The sequence below is a fragment of the Pseudomonadota bacterium genome (genome assembly GCA_016927275.1).
In the GTDB taxonomy this organism is placed as follows: Bacteria; UBA10199; UBA10199; order 2-02-FULL-44-16; family JAAZCA01; genus JAFGMW01.
This window is the reverse complement of the sequence record JAFGMW010000076.1, coordinates 1-16043: the sequence shown is the minus strand read 5'-3', so window position 1 is coordinate 16043 and position 16043 is coordinate 1. Positions and strand designations below refer to the sequence as shown.

Annotated in this window: 13 protein-coding genes; 10 read left to right on the top strand and 3 right to left on the bottom strand. The window is 62.5% G+C overall.

Going from position 1 to position 16043, the window contains the following annotated elements; genetic code table 11:
* Positions 1 to 812 precede the first annotated feature (812 nt).
* On the bottom strand, positions 813 to 2129 hold the full coding sequence (gene rimO / locus JXA24_04965) for a 30S ribosomal protein S12 methylthiotransferase RimO (GenBank protein ID MBN1283108.1): 1317 nt from the start codon (positions 2127 to 2129) through the stop codon (positions 813 to 815).
* A gap of 76 nt (positions 2130 to 2205) precedes the next feature.
* A complete protein-coding gene (locus JXA24_04960) occupies positions 2206 to 3543 on the bottom strand; it encodes a beta-propeller fold lactonase family protein (GenBank protein ID MBN1283107.1) in 1338 nt (445 codons plus the stop codon).
* A 238-nt stretch (positions 3544 to 3781) separates the two neighbouring features.
* Here JXA24_04960 and JXA24_04955 point away from each other — a divergent pair, with 238 nt between their 5' ends.
* From JXA24_04955 to JXA24_04910, 10 genes are all read left to right on the top strand, one after another.
* Entirely contained in the window at positions 3782 to 5863 is a 2082-nt protein-coding gene (locus JXA24_04955; GenBank protein MBN1283106.1) for a hypothetical protein, read from the top strand.
* A gap of 32 nt (positions 5864 to 5895) precedes the next feature.
* Positions 5896 to 6957 (top strand): hypothetical protein, encoded by a 1062-nt coding sequence (locus JXA24_04950; GenBank protein MBN1283105.1) that lies wholly within the window; start codon positions 5896 to 5898, stop codon positions 6955 to 6957.
* 48 nt (positions 6958 to 7005) lie between these two features.
* A complete protein-coding gene (locus JXA24_04945) occupies positions 7006 to 7938 on the top strand; it encodes a hypothetical protein (protein ID MBN1283104.1) in 933 nt (310 codons plus the stop codon).
* A gap of 42 nt (positions 7939 to 7980) precedes the next feature.
* Positions 7981 to 9075, top strand: a complete 1095-nt coding sequence (gene ychF, locus JXA24_04940) for a redox-regulated ATPase YchF (GenBank protein MBN1283103.1) — start codon at positions 7981 to 7983, stop codon at positions 9073 to 9075.
* Between the two features lie 48 nt (positions 9076 to 9123).
* The gene (locus tag JXA24_04935) at positions 9124 to 9510 is read left to right on the top strand and encodes a hypothetical protein (GenBank protein ID MBN1283102.1); all 387 of its coding nucleotides are present in this window, start codon (positions 9124 to 9126) and stop codon (positions 9508 to 9510) included.
* Between the two features lie 12 nt (positions 9511 to 9522).
* Positions 9523 to 10083 (top strand): hypothetical protein, encoded by a 561-nt coding sequence (locus JXA24_04930; GenBank protein MBN1283101.1) that lies wholly within the window; start codon positions 9523 to 9525, stop codon positions 10081 to 10083.
* A 33-nt stretch (positions 10084 to 10116) separates the two neighbouring features.
* The gene (locus JXA24_04925) at positions 10117 to 11664 is read left to right on the top strand and encodes a B12-binding domain-containing radical SAM protein (protein MBN1283100.1); all 1548 of its coding nucleotides are present in this window, start codon (positions 10117 to 10119) and stop codon (positions 11662 to 11664) included.
* A 12-nt stretch (positions 11665 to 11676) separates the two neighbouring features.
* The gene (locus JXA24_04920) at positions 11677 to 13008 is read left to right on the top strand and encodes an FAD-binding oxidoreductase (protein MBN1283099.1); all 1332 of its coding nucleotides are present in this window, start codon (positions 11677 to 11679) and stop codon (positions 13006 to 13008) included.
* A 4-nt stretch (positions 13009 to 13012) separates the two neighbouring features.
* Entirely contained in the window at positions 13013 to 13909 is an 897-nt protein-coding gene (locus JXA24_04915; GenBank protein ID MBN1283098.1) for a DMT family transporter, read from the top strand.
* A gap of 61 nt (positions 13910 to 13970) precedes the next feature.
* Positions 13971 to 14387, top strand: coding sequence for a hypothetical protein (locus tag JXA24_04910; protein MBN1283097.1), 417 nt, complete (start codon positions 13971 to 13973; stop codon positions 14385 to 14387).
* A gap of 65 nt (positions 14388 to 14452) precedes the next feature.
* Here JXA24_04910 and JXA24_04905 read toward each other — a convergent pair whose 3' ends face one another.
* Positions 14453 to 15637 carry an aminotransferase class I/II-fold pyridoxal phosphate-dependent enzyme gene (locus JXA24_04905; protein ID MBN1283096.1) on the bottom strand — a complete coding sequence of 395 codons (1185 nt, stop codon included), beginning with the start codon at positions 15635 to 15637 and terminating at the stop codon, positions 14453 to 14455.
* Between the last annotated feature and the right edge of the window lie 406 nt (positions 15638 to 16043).

The following is a 16043-nucleotide window of genomic DNA, read 5'->3' as shown; positions in this document are numbered from 1 at the left end:
GGGGCACTGTATCGTGCGCATCAATTAAGAAGCGACCACTCACGATATTTCCAATTCCTTGCGTAATAAATGAAAGTGCTTCTTTATGTGTGTGTATAAATATTCGGCATCTTTTTCGACACTCCAGTCTTCTCGCAAGGATCGTACGGCATTTTCTCTTAACCGATGAATTTTTTCCAAAATTTCGTCAGGTGCTAAATGTATCTTTGGAACGATTATATCCAACGCCTCCGTAAGCCAATGAGCAAAGTCTTCCTTTTTCCAATTTTCCCACTCATAACCATACTCTGGATCACACTTCGGCATATTCATACAAGGGCCGGTAAAGATCATTAAGCTGCTTCTCTAGAGCAACTCGACGATACTGACTTCTTTTCTGCCTTTTTTCGAATATGTCTTCAAAGTATGGCCGTACAACAGCGCCAATTATTGCACCAACAAAAGCAGCTAGTGCCATTATAACAGCTGGTAGCCAACTTCCGCTCATGATGTCCTCCAAACAAAATAACGAGTCAGCTCATAACGTCCCCATGCCTCGCCCTAACTCGCATCAAATATAAGTAATATCAAGGAAATTGCGGGAGATTTAGGTCACCCTCCCCCTGCCCCCCTCCCATCGAGGGAGGGGGAAGTTGAGTGTGGCACAGAGTGCCGCCGTGACGGGGCGGTTCGGCGGTGCTCTTCGCAGCGTGGCTCGAGGAGGCCGGATTCAGTAGCCTCTATGATCCGGCCGACGAAAGCCCCCGACGAGACGGCGTCTGAGGCGAGGAGGGATAGCGAGAAGAGCACCCCGAAGCGCCACGTCTGAGGGGTCAGAGGACGCGTCCAACCAGATCATAGTCGTGCGAATCCGTGATCTCGACTTCGGCGAATTCGCCGACCTTGGGGTTCCCTTCATTTATATAGACAACCCCGTCGATGTCAGGGGCCTGGCCCTCGTGGCGCGCCTGGATCAGGTGCTCGCTCTCCTCGGAGAGCCCCTCGACGAGAACTTTCATCCTCTTCCCCACCAGCGCCGCGTTCTTCTCGCGCGCTACCCTCTGCTGCAGCTCCATGATGAGGCGCCGCCTCTCCTCGGCCACATCGGCCGGCACCCTCCCCTTGAGTTTCGCGGCAGCGGTCCCCTCCTCAGGGGAGAAAGCGAACGCGCCCAGGTGCTCAAAGCGCGCCTCGCGCACGAATGCGCACAGCTCCTCGAACTCCGCCTCCGTCTCGCCCGGGTAGCCGACGATGAGGCTCGTGCGCAACGCGATCTCCGGGATCTCGGCGCGGAGCCTTAAGATGAGCCCCCTGATCTCCGCCGCATCGCCCTTCCGCCTCATGGACTTCAGTATCCGGTCGCTTATGTGCTGTATCGGTATGTCCAGATAGCGGCATACGTCCCGATGGTCCCGCATCACGTCGATGAGGCGCATCGGGAAATCGTGAGGATAGGCGTACATGATGCGTATCCACTTCTCGCCCGATATCCCCGCGAGCCCCTCCACGAGCGAGGCTATGTCGCTCCCCTTTCCCCTGCCGTAGCCGGTGGTGTCCTGCGCGATGAGGTTGAGCTCGCGCACTCCGCGGGCGATGAGCTGCCTTCCCTCCTCCACGACCGACTGAGGCTCCCGGGAGCGGAACCCCCCGCGGATGCTCGGGATGATGCAGAAGGAGCAGGGGTGGAAGCAGCCCTCGGCGATCTTTATGTAGGCGGTGTGCGGAGGGGTGGCCTGGATGCGGGGCGAGCCGTGGTCGTAGAGGAACTCCGGCCTGGCCACATGGATGGAGCGCCTGCCCTCCCACGCCACGAGGATGTCGGCTATCCGGTGGAACTCCCCTGCGCCGACGAATATGTCCACCTCAGGGAAGAGGTCCTCTATCTCCTCCTCGTAGCGCTGCGGAAGGCAGCCGGCGACGACGAGGAGCCTGGCCTTGCCCTCGGACTTGAAGCGCGCCATCTCTAGGATCGCGTCGATCGCCTCCCTCTTCGCGTCCTCGATGAACGCGCAGGTGTTGACGATGATGACGTCGGCGCGCGAGGCGTCCTCCGTGATCCCAAACCCTGCGCGCAGGAGGGCACCGAGCATCACCTCGGAATCGACGAGGTTTTTCGGACAGCCTAAAGATACCAAGTGAACTGATTTCATGTTGTGAGTTGTGAGTTGTGATCCGATTTCCGGGTCCCGGGTCCCGAGTTACGAGTCACGAGTCACGAGTCACGAGTCACGGTATAAACTCCAGATTGAACGGCCCGATGCCGCCGCTGTCCACGGGGCCCTCCACGTTCGAGAGCACGCCCGCGTCGTCGTATGCCTTCACCTGGATGTCGCTGGAGCTGCGGTTGGCTATATAGAGCGCGCGGTTGACCGTGTCCAGGGCCAGGGCCACGGGCGTGGTCCCGCCTGAGCCGGTCTCACCCGCAGTCACGCGCGCGAGCTCCCCGACGGAGTTGTAGTTGAAAGCCGCCACCGAATTGCTGCCGGAATTGGCCACAAAGAGGAGGCCGCGGGCGGTGTCGATCGCCATGTCGTACGGGACCGTGCCGTTGGAGCGAAACGGCGAGCCGTCGACCCGCGTGAGCACCCCGGCAGCATCGTAGGTGAATGCGTCTATGTTCGATGAGCCGCGGTTCGCCGTGTAGAGGATCCTTCGCGCGTGATCGAGCGCGATCCCGGCAGGGCTCGTGCCCCCGAGGTCATGCGGGGAGCCTGCCGCCTCGGTCGTCGTGCCGTCCGCCTCGTAGGAGAATACCGAGAGCCTGGAGGTCTTCTCGTTTGTGACGAATAAGAGCCTCGTCCCCTGATCGCACGCGATGTCCAGAGGTTTTTCGCCCGAAGACAGGGCCGTGCCCAGGAGCATGGCAGCGCCGGTCTTCGGATCGTACGAAAACACGGACATCGTGTCCGAGGTGTAGTTGGCCGTGAAGGCTAACTTGAGGGATGTGTCGAGCGCCACTGCAACGGGGCCCGCCGCGCCAACTGCGAAAGGCGCCCCGGGGACCGCGTTGAGCTTCCCCTCTGCCCAGGAAACCCCGAAGACCATCATCGTGGAGCTGTTGCCGTTGGTGACGAAGAGAAAGCCGCTCGCCACGTCCAGCGCAATCCCGCGCGGCGCGGTCCCCCCCGGCGAGAAGGGCGAGTCAGCAAACGGGGCCAGCGCGCTCTTTTCGCTGTCGACGGAAAACAGTGCCACGTCGTCCGACTGCCAGTTGACCGCGGCCAGCATGCTTCCGTAGGTAAACCCTCCCTTGCGCGTAACGGTTTCGGCGAGCGAGTTGGTCACGGTGACGTCCACCGATCCGGTCGTCCCCCCCGACGAGGGCGACTCGACCACGATCTCGCCCTCCTCCACGGACACGATCCGGCCCTGCAGATCGCCGAACACGACCGTCGTCCCGCTGTCGAAGCCGCGGCCGCTTATCGTCACCTCGGTGCTGCCGAGGGTGGAGCCCTTGGACGGTGTTATGGAATTGATGACTATGTTCTCCTCGACTATGCCGCAGCTGCACAGGGGGAGCAGGGACCAGATGATGATCGTGCGCAGGCAAAGCTTTCTGAACATCGAGCCCTCCATATCGCCCAGATGATCAAAATCAGACCAGATGAATTCATATTTCACAAATCAAAGCGATCACAATTTAGCCCCTTTATTAAAATTAGTAATTATATCAATAAGTTAAAGCGATGCTCCCATTCTCGCATGTCGGATAATAAAAATCTATACAAGACGCCGTATAATTGCTAGTGTCTGCCGACTCGAGGCGCTGCACAAACAGAGCGTTCACGGAGGCCCGGTCATTATGCAGAACAGAGATGAGAGGCACAAAGGATATCTCTTCGCCGCGCTTGCTTTTCTGATCCTGATGGCAGGGGCGTCATGCGGCGGGGGGGAGCTCCCTGATGAAGCGCTGCTCGATCCGAATCCGGACATATCGAACCTTCTGCCTGTCGCCGTGATCGCGGCCGATCCTATCAACGCGGCGTACGGCGAGACCGTCTCCCTGGACGGGAGCGGCTCCTACGACCCCGACGGGGACGAGATCGCGACCTTCTCCTGGAGCCAGACCTCCGGCGAGCCGATCGAAATATCCGGGGCCGATGAGGCCGAGGCTTCGTTCGTTGCCCCCGGCACGCCCACGGTCATAACGATACAGCTCATAGTCACCGACTCCGCCGGAAACTCCAGCGCGCCTGCAATTGCCGAGATCACCGTGACCGAAGACGGCCTGCCGCCGGACGATGGCGAGCAGCTGACCGCGGTCTATGTCTCCGGGACCATGGGCAACGATGCGAACAGCGGAAGCCCGCTGCGGCCGGTGGCGACCATCGGCCGGGGGATCCTTATCGCCGCGGCGAACGGACTCTCCGACATATTCGTGATGGAGGGGACTTACGAGGAGGAGATCGCCCTGCAGGGCGGCCTCGACCTCAGGGGCTGCGCCGCCTCGTGGGACGAAGAGGGCGACGTGACGTACGCCGCATCCAACGCGGGCACTATCGTCAAGGCGCCTGCAGGCGCGGCCCAGGCGATGACCGCCGACGGCATCTCCGACACCTCCGTACGGTGCTTCTCCATAGAGGGGGGATCGGCGCCGCTCGAATCCCGCAGCATCCTGATCACTGACAGCCAGGGCATAGCGCTCCTTGACCTCTCGTTTGTGACGCCGGGGAGCGCCGGCGGTCTCTGCCGCGACGTCGATGTGCAGGGGAGCGAGACGGTCTCGATCTCCTCGAGCGCATTCAGAAACAGCGGCGAGTGCGACGACTACATAGCGGTCTCGGTGGGCGCAAGCCAGGGCGTGGAGATGGATGCGCTCGAGGGTCCGCTCGCGGTGGCCATCGAGCCAGGAAACGAGTCATATCTCAAGGCGTTCCAGGCGGTGGACAGCGACTCGGTCGTCTTCAGAGGTGTTGCGGTCGCAGGCAGCGCCCCGCTCTCATCGAGCGCGGTATTCACGGGCGTGGCGCTCGGCGACACCACCGGCGCTGTCGTCGAGGACAACTCCATAGACGTCCAGGGGACCAGCGCCTCCGCCGGCGTCTCGCTGCGCTGCACAGCCCAAGCGGTGCATTACACGGTCGCAGGCAACACGTTCTCCCTTGAAGACGTGGCCGGCAGCCTCGCGGGCGTGCGCATCAACTGCCCCATGCCCGGCGGCACCTTCGACATCGAGCGCAACCGCTTCAGGCTCGTACCCGCGGCCAACACCGAGATGGAGACGACGGGCGTGGATGTCCAGGCCCAGATGAAGCCGCTCAACGTATCCGTGGTTAACAACATCTTCACGATGACGCTGGCGCCAAGCGACCACTCGGACAAGACCGGCATAGAGCTCACGAACCTCAACGCGGCCTCGAACGTCTCGGCGATGCACAACACCTTCATCATCATGGGCAGCCAGGGTGAGCTTCACACCGTAGGCTCAGACAGCTCGGACGTCCAGTTCGACTCCCTGGGCAACATCGCCTTCGTCTACGGCAACAACGTCAAAAACTCCCTCTTCCGCCTGAGGAAGGCGTGCCAGACAAACTTCTGCGCCAGGGGGATCGTGGCGAATCTGGTCAACGAGGACTTCTTCGCCACCCCGCTGCTGATGGCATATTACTATGATACCGCGGAGAACGAGGCCCTCGAGGTTATAAACGAGTGCGACCTGGCGATGCCGCCGCCTCAGTGCGGGACCAGCGAGGTGGACCGCCGCGACAATCAGATCAATGCAGCGATGATCGTGCCCTTCTTCGACACCGATGCCGGCGAGCTGATGCCCGATAACCAGCCCCTGGCAAAGGATCTGGGGCCGCTGGGCACCGGCGTCGCGGTCGATGTCGACGGCAAGGAACGCTCCGACAGCCTGCCGGACATAGGGGCCACCGAGTACTGATCAAGAACCTCATCGAGAGGGAGGAGAACAAAATGTCTTACTTCAAGATCGATTTCAAAAGCCCGACCGACTGGGTGCTCGCAGCCCTGGCAGCCCCGCTCCTGCCGTTCGCGCTCCTGAGCGGCTGCTCCGATCAGAAGGAGCTGCCTGACCTTCCGCCGCTCGGAGGCACCGATGCAGACGCGGATGTTGACACCGATGTCGACACGGACACCGATACGGACACCGATACCGACACGGACACGGACGTCGACACCGACACGTATACCGACACGGACACCTATACGGACACGGATACCGGAACTGACCTGGATACGGACACCGACACCGATACCGACGTGGATACGGACACCGACGCCGATACCGACGTGGATACGGACACCGACGCCGATACCGACATCGACACCGACACCGACGTGGATACGGATACGGACACCGACATCGACACTGACACCGACACCTCAACGATGGATGCCGGGGTGGACGGAGGAGTGGACACGGACACCGTCACCGACACGGAGACAGCAACGGAAACGGAGACTGAGACAGAAACCGATACGACAGCCGCCTACACCTTCGCCTCATGCAGGCTCGTTGCCGAGGACTCCTGGGGCATGAAATACGCGATGTTCATGGAGCAGGGCTCACCTCAGACCATGCGCTTCAGGGCCGCGACCGGCACCAGCTCGACCATCGAGGCATCGAGGCAAACCTTCCCGGCCGTCACCTGGCCCAAGGACGCGCAGACCGTGCCCGACTACGCCCTGGACCTCACCGGCACATACCAGTTCCTGGGTTCACTCGGAGAGCTGGGTGGAGAGATCACCATGCGCAGCTGGGACGCGATCGTCGCCTCGTTCGTGGACGGGCTCGTCCTTCCGATGACCGAGGCGGATGATATAACCTGCGACCCCACGCCCATACTCCTGTCCACGGCCAACGAGCTCTACTTCGCGCAGGACAGCTCAGTCAGCATGGACGTGGATTGCGACGACTGGAACGGCACCGAGTGCACCGCCGTATCGGGCGCCGGCTTCATGTACTTCCCGTACCTCTTCGAGCACTACTGGAACGTATCGATAGAGTGCGAATAGGGGCGTGGGACCGGGCGATATGCAGAATTGAGACCATGGAGGACAAAGATGAGAGTAGACGATCAGGCACCCGCGACGGCGGCTGACATTCTGGCCGATGACATCTTCGATGCGCCGGTCCAGGAAGAAGCAGTGGCGGAAGCCGTGGTGGACGACGAGATACCTCCCTCATACAGGGTTGAGGAGGACGCCGCTGCGGAGGAAGTTGAGGAGGAGGAGGAGGAGGAGGAGCCGAATGCCGAAGAGAAGGCCGCTCCGCCGGAGCCTCCAAAGGAACGCGAGCTGGCCTGGCTTCTGCACATGGCCCCGAGCCCCCAGTACCGCATATTCATGGACCTCGCCGGCGAGGGCGTGGAGTCGGGCCTGGGCGGCCTCGGGCTCGCGTTCGACGCGGTCACAAACGTGCTCGAGAGCGGCGCCAGGTTCTCGTTCGGCGCCCACTTCCACGGCTTCCGCCATGCGATGTTCACGGGCGTGAGGCTCGGTGCAGCGGGCGACATATCGGACTCGATATTCCTAAAGCTCATGGCCAACCTCGACTACGTGGGCATCTCCGGCCCCGACAGGGCAAGCCCGTATGTCCCGATCGAGCTCAACGACCCGCCGGTCACCGCCGACGGCACCGCCTACTCCTTCACGCCCATCTCCATGGACATGTCCATGAGGGGGGCGGCGCTCACGATCTCCCCTGAGATCGCGGTAATGTTCAAGCGCTGGGACATAGGAGGCGGCAAGACCCTGGGCCTCGGCGCTTTCCTCGCCCTTGAGGCGGGGCTGTATGTCGGTGCGGTCACCGACGACGGCTGCGCGTACGCCTACGACCCCGGCTCAAGCGACGGGGTGCATGTGAGGCCCGACGGCACCGGAAACGCATCCTTCACCCAGGAGGGCTCTCTCGGCTCGCGCTGCCGCGCCGACGAGACCTCCTTCGGCGTTATCTTCGGGGGCCAGGCCGGCCTGACGCTCGAATTCGGGCTGTAAAACAGCGTTGAATTAGGAGCCGGGCTCTGGCACTCTCGCCGCATGAGCATAAACTGCGGCATAGTGGGGCTGCCCAACGTGGGCAAGTCCACCCTCTTCAACGCGATGACCGCGGCCCACGTACCTGCCGAGAAGTACCCCTTCTGCACAAAGGACCACAACACGGGCATGGTCGCCATCCCGGACGATCGGCTGAACAAGATCGCCTCGATATTCAAGCCAGAGCGCGTGGTCCCCACCCAGGTCGAGTTCGTGGACATCGCCGGCCTCGTCGAGGGCGCCCACAAGGGCGAGGGGCTGGGCAATAGATTCCTCTCGCACATACGCGAGATGCATGCCGTGGCCCACGTCGTCCGATGCTTCGACGCGGAGGACGTGCCGCACTCCTACGACAGAATAGACCCTGTTCACGACATCGAGGTCGTGAACACCGAGCTCGCGCTCGCGGACCTCGAGATAGTCACCAAGCGCCACGAGAAGGCCTCCCACCTGGCAAAGACTGGCGACAAGGCCGCGCGGGCGGAGCTGCCGCTGCTGGAGAATCTCAAGGCCGCGATCGAGTCCGGGCTGCCCGCGCGAAAGGCCCCCCTCTCGGAAAAGGAGCGGGAGGAGCTGGACACCACCGGGCTCATCACCACGAAGCCGGTCCTCTATGTTCTCAACGTCAACGAGAGCGACGTGAAGGGGCCGTCCGAGCGGGTGAAGGCGGCGCTGGCGCACGCCGCAGAGGAGGGCTCCCCGGCCATAGAGATCTGCGGCTCGATCGAGGACGAGCTCGCCGACCTCTCCGACGAGGAGAAGCGCGCATTCCTCGACGACCTGGGCCTCGCAGAGCCGGGGCTGCCCAGGCTCATCCACGCGGCCTATAAGCTGCTCGATCTCATCACCTTCTTCACCAAGGACGGCCCGGAGGTGCGCGCCTGGACCGTCAGGCGCGGCACGAAGGCCCCTGCCGCAGCGGGAAAGATTCACACCGACTTCGAGCGGGGCTTCGTGAGGGCCGAGGTCTACTCGAGCGACGACCTGTTCAAGACCGGTTCCGAGCACAAGGTCAAGGATGAGGGGCATCTCCGCATAGAGGGGCACGACTACGTCATAAAGGACGGCGACGTGGTGCATTTCAGGTTCAACGTTTAGATGCTGAGAAGCTGAGAAGCTAAGAGGCGAGAGAAAGAGGAGGAATGGATGATCAAGGTCCGTCAAATTGTCTTCATATTTTCATTCGGCGCCGCATGGGGATTGATCGAGGCGATACTAGGCGGAGCGCTCCATGTCGTAAGAGTGCCCTACGCAGGCCTCATCATGTCCGGGATCGGCTTCTCCATACTCTTCATGGCCCTCAAGTCGGGCGTGGGACCCATGCATCTCTTCGCCGTGAGCCTCGTCGCTGCCGCATTCAAGTTCCTCTCCGCCCCGATCTACTCTATCCCGGCCATGCAGCGCTGCATCTGGAACCCCGCCATATCCATCGCGATGCAGGGGCTGGCGTTTTCCGCGGTCGCGCGCTTCGGGCTGTTCTCGGCCGCGCGCCGGGCGGCATCCGCGCTCCTTTCGGACAAGGCAGCAAGATAGCAGGGGCACAGCGTGCACATCATTCTCACAGGGGAGATCGATTCAGGCAAGAGCTCCTGCGTGCAGGGCCTTGTCACGAGGATCATGGGACAGGGCCGCGAGGTGGGGGGATGGATCACTCCGGCCCACACCCGCGCGGGCATTAAAGCGGGCCACGACTTCGTGGCGATCGATGCAGGGGGTCCCGCCCCGCCTCTCCCCTTCACGCGTGCGAGGCCCTTTCAGGGCTCGTTCCCCTGGCGCCGCTTTCACTTCAACCGGCTTGCATTCGAGAGGACAACGGAGTTGGCAGAGCGCCTCTGCCGAGTCCCGGGTCCAGGATCCCGAGCCCCGGAACTCTTCGTCATGGACGAACTGGGGCCCCTGGAGCTCGAAGAGGGCAAAGGATTCCTGAAAGCGGCGCGCCGGGCCATTTCCGTGGCGCCCAATACCCTCACGGTGGTCAGAAAGGGCCTCGAGGAGCGCCTGATCGACTCCCTGGGGATTACCAACTGCACCCTCTTTGCCATGGCGGCGGCAGACGAGATGGAGGCCTCGCTGGGCCTCGCGCGGTGCAGCGTCCGAAATACTTGATTTATCCGAAGAAATCGGCTCTATTCACACACCATGTCAGGCCTGCCCATACGCAAGATAGTGTTCATCGAACCGTGCGCCCCCGGCGCCCACATCTACAAGAAGTGGGGGCTGCCGAGGATGGGCACGCTGATCCTCGCAACCATCCTCAGGGACGCGGGCTTCGAGGTGAAGGTCTTCTTCGAAGACATCAAGGGCATCGACTACGACGATGTCTTCGACGCGGACCTGGTAGGGATATCGACCATCACTTCGACGGCGCCGCGCGCCTACGAGATGGCGAACATCGTCCGCAAGGCGGGCATCCCGGTCGTGATGGGGGGCCCCCACGTCTCCTTCCTCGTGGAGGAGGCGCTGGAACACTGCGACTTCGTGATGCGCGGAGAGGCCGAGGAGACGATCATCCCGTTCATCAGGGCCCTGGAGACAGGCGAGGGGTTCGAATCCATCCCCGGCCTCTCCTGGCGGTACGGCAACCGCATACGCAGCAACGACCTCCCTGAGCGCTGCCAGGACCTCGACCGATACCCGTTCCCGGACTTCGACCTCGTCGGCGGCAGCAAGAAGTTCAAGGGAGACCTGAGCATAACGCCGATCATAATGTCCAGGGGCTGCCCCTTCGGGTGCAACTTCTGCTCGGTGACCGCGATGTTCGGCAGGCGCTACCGCTTCCGCTCCGTGGGCAACGTAATGGAGGAGCTGAGACAGCGCAAGCCCAGCTGGGTGTTCTTCTACGACGATAACTTCGTAGCCAACCCGTCGCACACCAAGGAACTGTTGCGCGCGATGATCGCCGAGGGGATTTCAATGAAGTGGAGCGCGCAGGTCCGCATCGACGTGGCGCGCGACCCGGAGCTTCTCGGCCTCATGAAGCGCGCCGGCTGCACCATCGTCTACATCGGCCTGGAATCGATCAACGCGCGCACCCTCGAGGCGCTCAACAAGGGACAGACGCCCGAGGAGATGGAGAAGGCGATCCGCATCATCAACTCCTACGGCATAAACATACACGGGATGTTCATATTCGGCGCCGACCACGACGACCCGGCGACCCTCCGGGAGACGGTGAAGTTCGCCAAGAGAAACGGCCTCGCCTCGGTGCAGTTCATGATCCTCGTCCCGCTGCCGGGCACCCAGGTCTTCAACAACCTCGCCGCGGAGGGGAGGCTCATATCGCGCGACTGGGCCTACTACGACGCGCACCACGTGGTATTTACGCCCAAGGGCATGAGCGTGCTGCAGCTGCAGACGCTGACCATCAAGTCCATGGTCAGGTTCTACTCGTTCCGCCAGGTCGTCTCCAAGCTCCTCAGGCTCGACATGTGGGGCGTGGTGATGCGCATGTACGGCTGGCGCATGACCCGCAAGAGCAGGGCCAACATGCGCGGGTTCATCAAGCACCTCAGGGAGGCATACGCCCAGGCCGGCACCGATATAACCAATGCCAGGAACGAGATACACCTGAAGGCCAGGAAGACCACGGATGACCTCAAGGATCTCGTGAACAGAGTGAACCTTGACAGGATACGCGAGATCAAACAGGAGCGCCTGAGGAGATGGCGCTCCCAGGCCAGGGCGTGACTAGGGGGATCCATGACTGAGCAGAACCACGAGTCGGTGGTCCGCACGATATCCGACCAGGTGAGGTCCAGGGGCGGGAGGGGCGAGCCCGCACGCATCCGCAAGGCGGCCGTGTCGCACTTCGTCCCCAATCCGAGGGAAAAGGAGGATCTCCCCAGGATAGACATGACGCCGCTGACCAGTATCCTCGAGATAAACGAGTCGGAGCGCACCTGCACCGCGGAGTCGGGCGTGACGTTCTCGGAACTGGTGAAGGCAACCCTCGCGAAGGGGCTCGTGCCCTACACGGTGCCGGAGCTCAAGGGCATAACGGTGGGCGGCGCGGTCTCGGGCTGCTCAATCGAGTCCATGTCCTACAGGCACGGCGGATTCCACGACTCCTGCCTCGAATACGAGATCGTCACCGGCACAGGCGACGTCGCGACCTGCTCGCCCGAGCGCAATCCGGAGCTCTTCCACATGCTCCACGGCTCCTACGGCACGCTGGGGCTCATAACCAGGGCCAAGTTCAGGCTGCACCCGGCAAAACCCTACGTGAAGATGACCTACGAGAGACACCGCTCGTTCTCCGAGTTCTGGAGGGAACTCCGCAACCACTGCAACAGGGCGGACCACGACTTCATAGACGCGATCATCCACTCCAGGGACTCGTTCGTCATCTGCCTCGGCGACATGGTGGAGAGCGCGCCCTACACGAGCAACTACGACTGGCTCAAGATCTTCTACAAAAGCACCGCCGAGCGCGTCGAGGACTACCTCACCACCTACGACTACTTCTTCCGCTACGACGCCGAGTGCCACTGGCTCACTCGCACGGTCCCGCTCATGGAGACCATGCCGGCGAGGCTCCTGCTGGGCAAGATGCTCCTCGGCTCCACCAACCTCATCAAGTGGTCGAAGAGGGTGAAACCGATAATGAAGCTCAAGAGGCGGCCGGAGGTGGTGGTGGACGTCTTCATCCCGTCGAAGAGGTTCGAGGAGTTCTACCGCTGGTACGAGAGCGACTTCGACTTCTTCCCCCTGTGGATAGTGCCCTACCGCACGCCGCAGCTCTACCCCTGGATAAGCGACGAGTACGCGAAAAAGATCGACGACACCCTCTTCATCGACTGCGCTGTCTACGGGAAGAAGAACTCCGACCCAAACATCGACTACTCCGAGCTCCTGGAGAGGAAGACCGTGGAGCTCGGGGGGCTCAAGACCCTGATCTCGCGCAACCACTTCGACGAGTCGACTTTCTGGAAGGTCTACGACAAGCCGCGCTACGACAGGATCAAGTCGCAGACCGACCCCCGGGGCGTGTTCGAGAACCTCTACGACAAGTTCAGCCCGAGGCACTACTGACCGCATGAATCAGGCCGGCTCAGGGAGGCAGGCGACCGCCGTGGCGGGACTCGTGGCAGTGACCGCGATCTGGGGCTCCACATTCATACTGGTCAAGTGGACCGTGGTTTCGGTCGACGTCTACTACTTCCTCTTCCTCCGCTTCGCGCTCGCGGCCGCCCTCATGGCCGCGGTCTTCCACAGGAAGCTTGCGCGGCCCAAGCCGGGGACATTGCTGGCGTCGCTGGCCCTTTCCCTCCTGCTTTTCTCCGCGTACGTCGCGCAGACCGAGGGGCTCAAGATCACATCCGCCTCCAACTCCGCGCTGATAAGCGGCATGTACATGGTGATGGTGCCTTTCTTCCTCATGGTCTACCCGGGGAAAAAGCCCGCCCTCTTCGCCGCGGCGGGAGTGACCGTGGCCACGCCCGGCATGTTCCTGCTCACGAGGTTCGCACCCGCGGGGCTCAACGCGGGGGACCTGCTCACGCTCGGGTGCGCGGCCGCATTCGCATGGCACATAATCCTCACCGGAGAGTTCACCTGCAGGCACAGCGTGGTGGAGCTTGTGGTCTTCCAGCTCGCGTTTGTGGCCGCGGCCGGCGGCCTGGTCTGGCTCCTCAGGGGCGCGCCGGCGACTCCGCTGCCGCCCGTGGGGTGGCTGGCGCTGGCCGTGACCGCGATCCTGGCCACAGCCTTTGCCTTCACCGTGCAGACCTGGGCGCAGCGCACCGTGGACCCCACGCGCACAGGCATCATATTCGCGCTGGAGGCGGTCTTCGGCGTCCTGTTCGGCTGGCTCCTGGGGGGCGACTCGTTCACCCCCCTCTCGGCCGCCGGCGCCTTCCTCATGATAGCGGGCATGGCCATCTCGGAGAGCAGGCCGCTGGCAAGATACGCCGCGGAGAAGCTCTTCAGTTAGATTGACGCGCCTTCCCGTTGCTGATATTTTAAGGCCGACAGTCACAACAAAGGGGGGCACTATGGGCGAAGAGATCGTGGTGGAGCAGTTCAAGATTCAGGAGATGCCGCCGGCGTTCGCCGGAATGGGCATCGGGATGATAGTCGTGGCGCTGGCCGTCTACGTCTTCTGGGCGTACTGCATAGCCAGGATGGCGGTGAGGCTCGGGATGCCCATGGGCAAGGCTTTCGTCTGGGCGCTCATCCCCATCGCGAACATCTTCCTGCTTTTGAAGCTCTCCGGGAAACCGATGTGGTGGTTCATACTCCTGCTCATACCGATCGTGAACATAGTGATCATGATACTGATGTGGATGGCCTTCGTGGAGAGGCTGGGTCACCCGGCGTGGTGGGGGGTGGTCATCGCGCTGGTGCCGGTCGTCAACATTGTCCTGTTTTTGATCCTCGCGTTCGAGAAGCCGCAGGCCGCAGCCGCCTGAGGCAGCGATTGTTCAAAATAAAAAGGGCTCCGGAAGGAGCCCTTTTTATTTATAATATCAATAATTTAGACGATAGAGCGAAGGCGGGCGGCGATTCGATCAGCCGCCTTTTGGCACTGCTCCACCGTCGGCACCAGGGCCAGCCTCACATACCCCTCGCCCGGGTTGCCCTCCGGGGTCTCTTCGCTGATCCAGTTGCCCGGCGTGGCCACCACGGCGATCGCGGGATCGAGAAGCGCCTTTGCGAACTCCACCGACGAGATCCCCTCCGGTATGCGCTGCCAGATGTAGAGGGTGGCATCGGGCCTGCACTCGGCAAGCCCCGCCCTGACGAAGGAGTCCACCATGATGTCGCGCTTTTCCCTGTAGAGGGCGCGGAGGTCCTCCACGTGTCCCTCGTCGGAGAGCGCGGCGATCGCCGCGTCCTGTATGAACGTGGGGGTCCCTGAGTCGATGTTCGTCTTGAGCTTCTTGAAGGCGGAGACGATTTGCCGATCGCCCGCGACCCAGCCCACGCGGTAGCCGGTCATGCAGCTGCGCTTGGAGAGCGACTGGAACACGACCACGCCCTCTCTCCCCGCCTCGAGCATGCAGTGGGGCGCCGCACCGTAGTAGTTCTCCGTGTAGGCCTCGTCCGAGGCTATGATGATGCCGTTTTCCCTTCCGAACTCCACGCAGCGTTTGAGAAAATCGATGCCGCAGACCGCGCCCGTGGGGTTGTTGGGGTAGTTGACCCACATGATCCGCGCGCGCCTGGCGACGTCCTTGGGGATCGAATCGAGGTCCGGGAGGAACGCGTTCTCGGCAAGGAGGTTCACGCGGTGGACCTCGCCCTCGGCGAATCGAGTGCCGCGGGCATAAGGCGGATAGCCCGGGTTCGGCGCGATCACGAGATCGCCGGGGTTCACGAACGCCTCGGGGAAGTTGAAGACCGCCTCCTTGGAGCCGATGGAGGCCGATATCTCGGTCGCCGGGTCGAGCTCCACCCCGAAGCGCCGCCTCGTCCATGCGGCTATGGCCTCCCTGAACTCCGGGGCGCCGACATAGCTGGGGTACCCGCCTGCCGCGTGCCGGTCCACCGACTCCTTGATCGCGCGGCGCACGACCTCTGGCGTGGGCTCCGTGGGGTCGCCCACCCCGAAGTCGATCACATCCACGCCCTGCCCCCTAAGCCCGGCGACCCTCGCATCTATCTCCGCGAACGGATATCCGGTCAGAGACCCCAGCCGCCGTGAAACCTCTATCGCCATATCTCCTCCTGAAGCTGTATTAGGTGCAACAACAGGCTATCGGCGTCAAGCGCTCTCTCCTCGTCCGATTGCCTTCGGGTCCTGTCGTCGGGCGGCTCCTCCCTGCCTGCTGCAGGCAGGCCGTCGCCGTGTCGAGGCTGTCCGTTTCGGAAAGTTCGGCAGACGGAGCGGGACGGTGCGCTCTTCTCGCTACGCTCGTCGCCTCAGGCGCCGGCTCCTCGCTGGGCCACGTCGGCCGGATCATAACAGGCTACGGCACCCGACCTCCGTGAGCCCCGCTGCGAAGAGCACACCGTTCCTCTCCGTCAAATCGGCACCCTTCGCCTCCGGGTGTCGCCGTGTCGAGGTTGTCTGTTGAGGAGCTGGCCGGGAAGCGGCGGGGCCAGCCCGCCATGCGTGCCGCAGG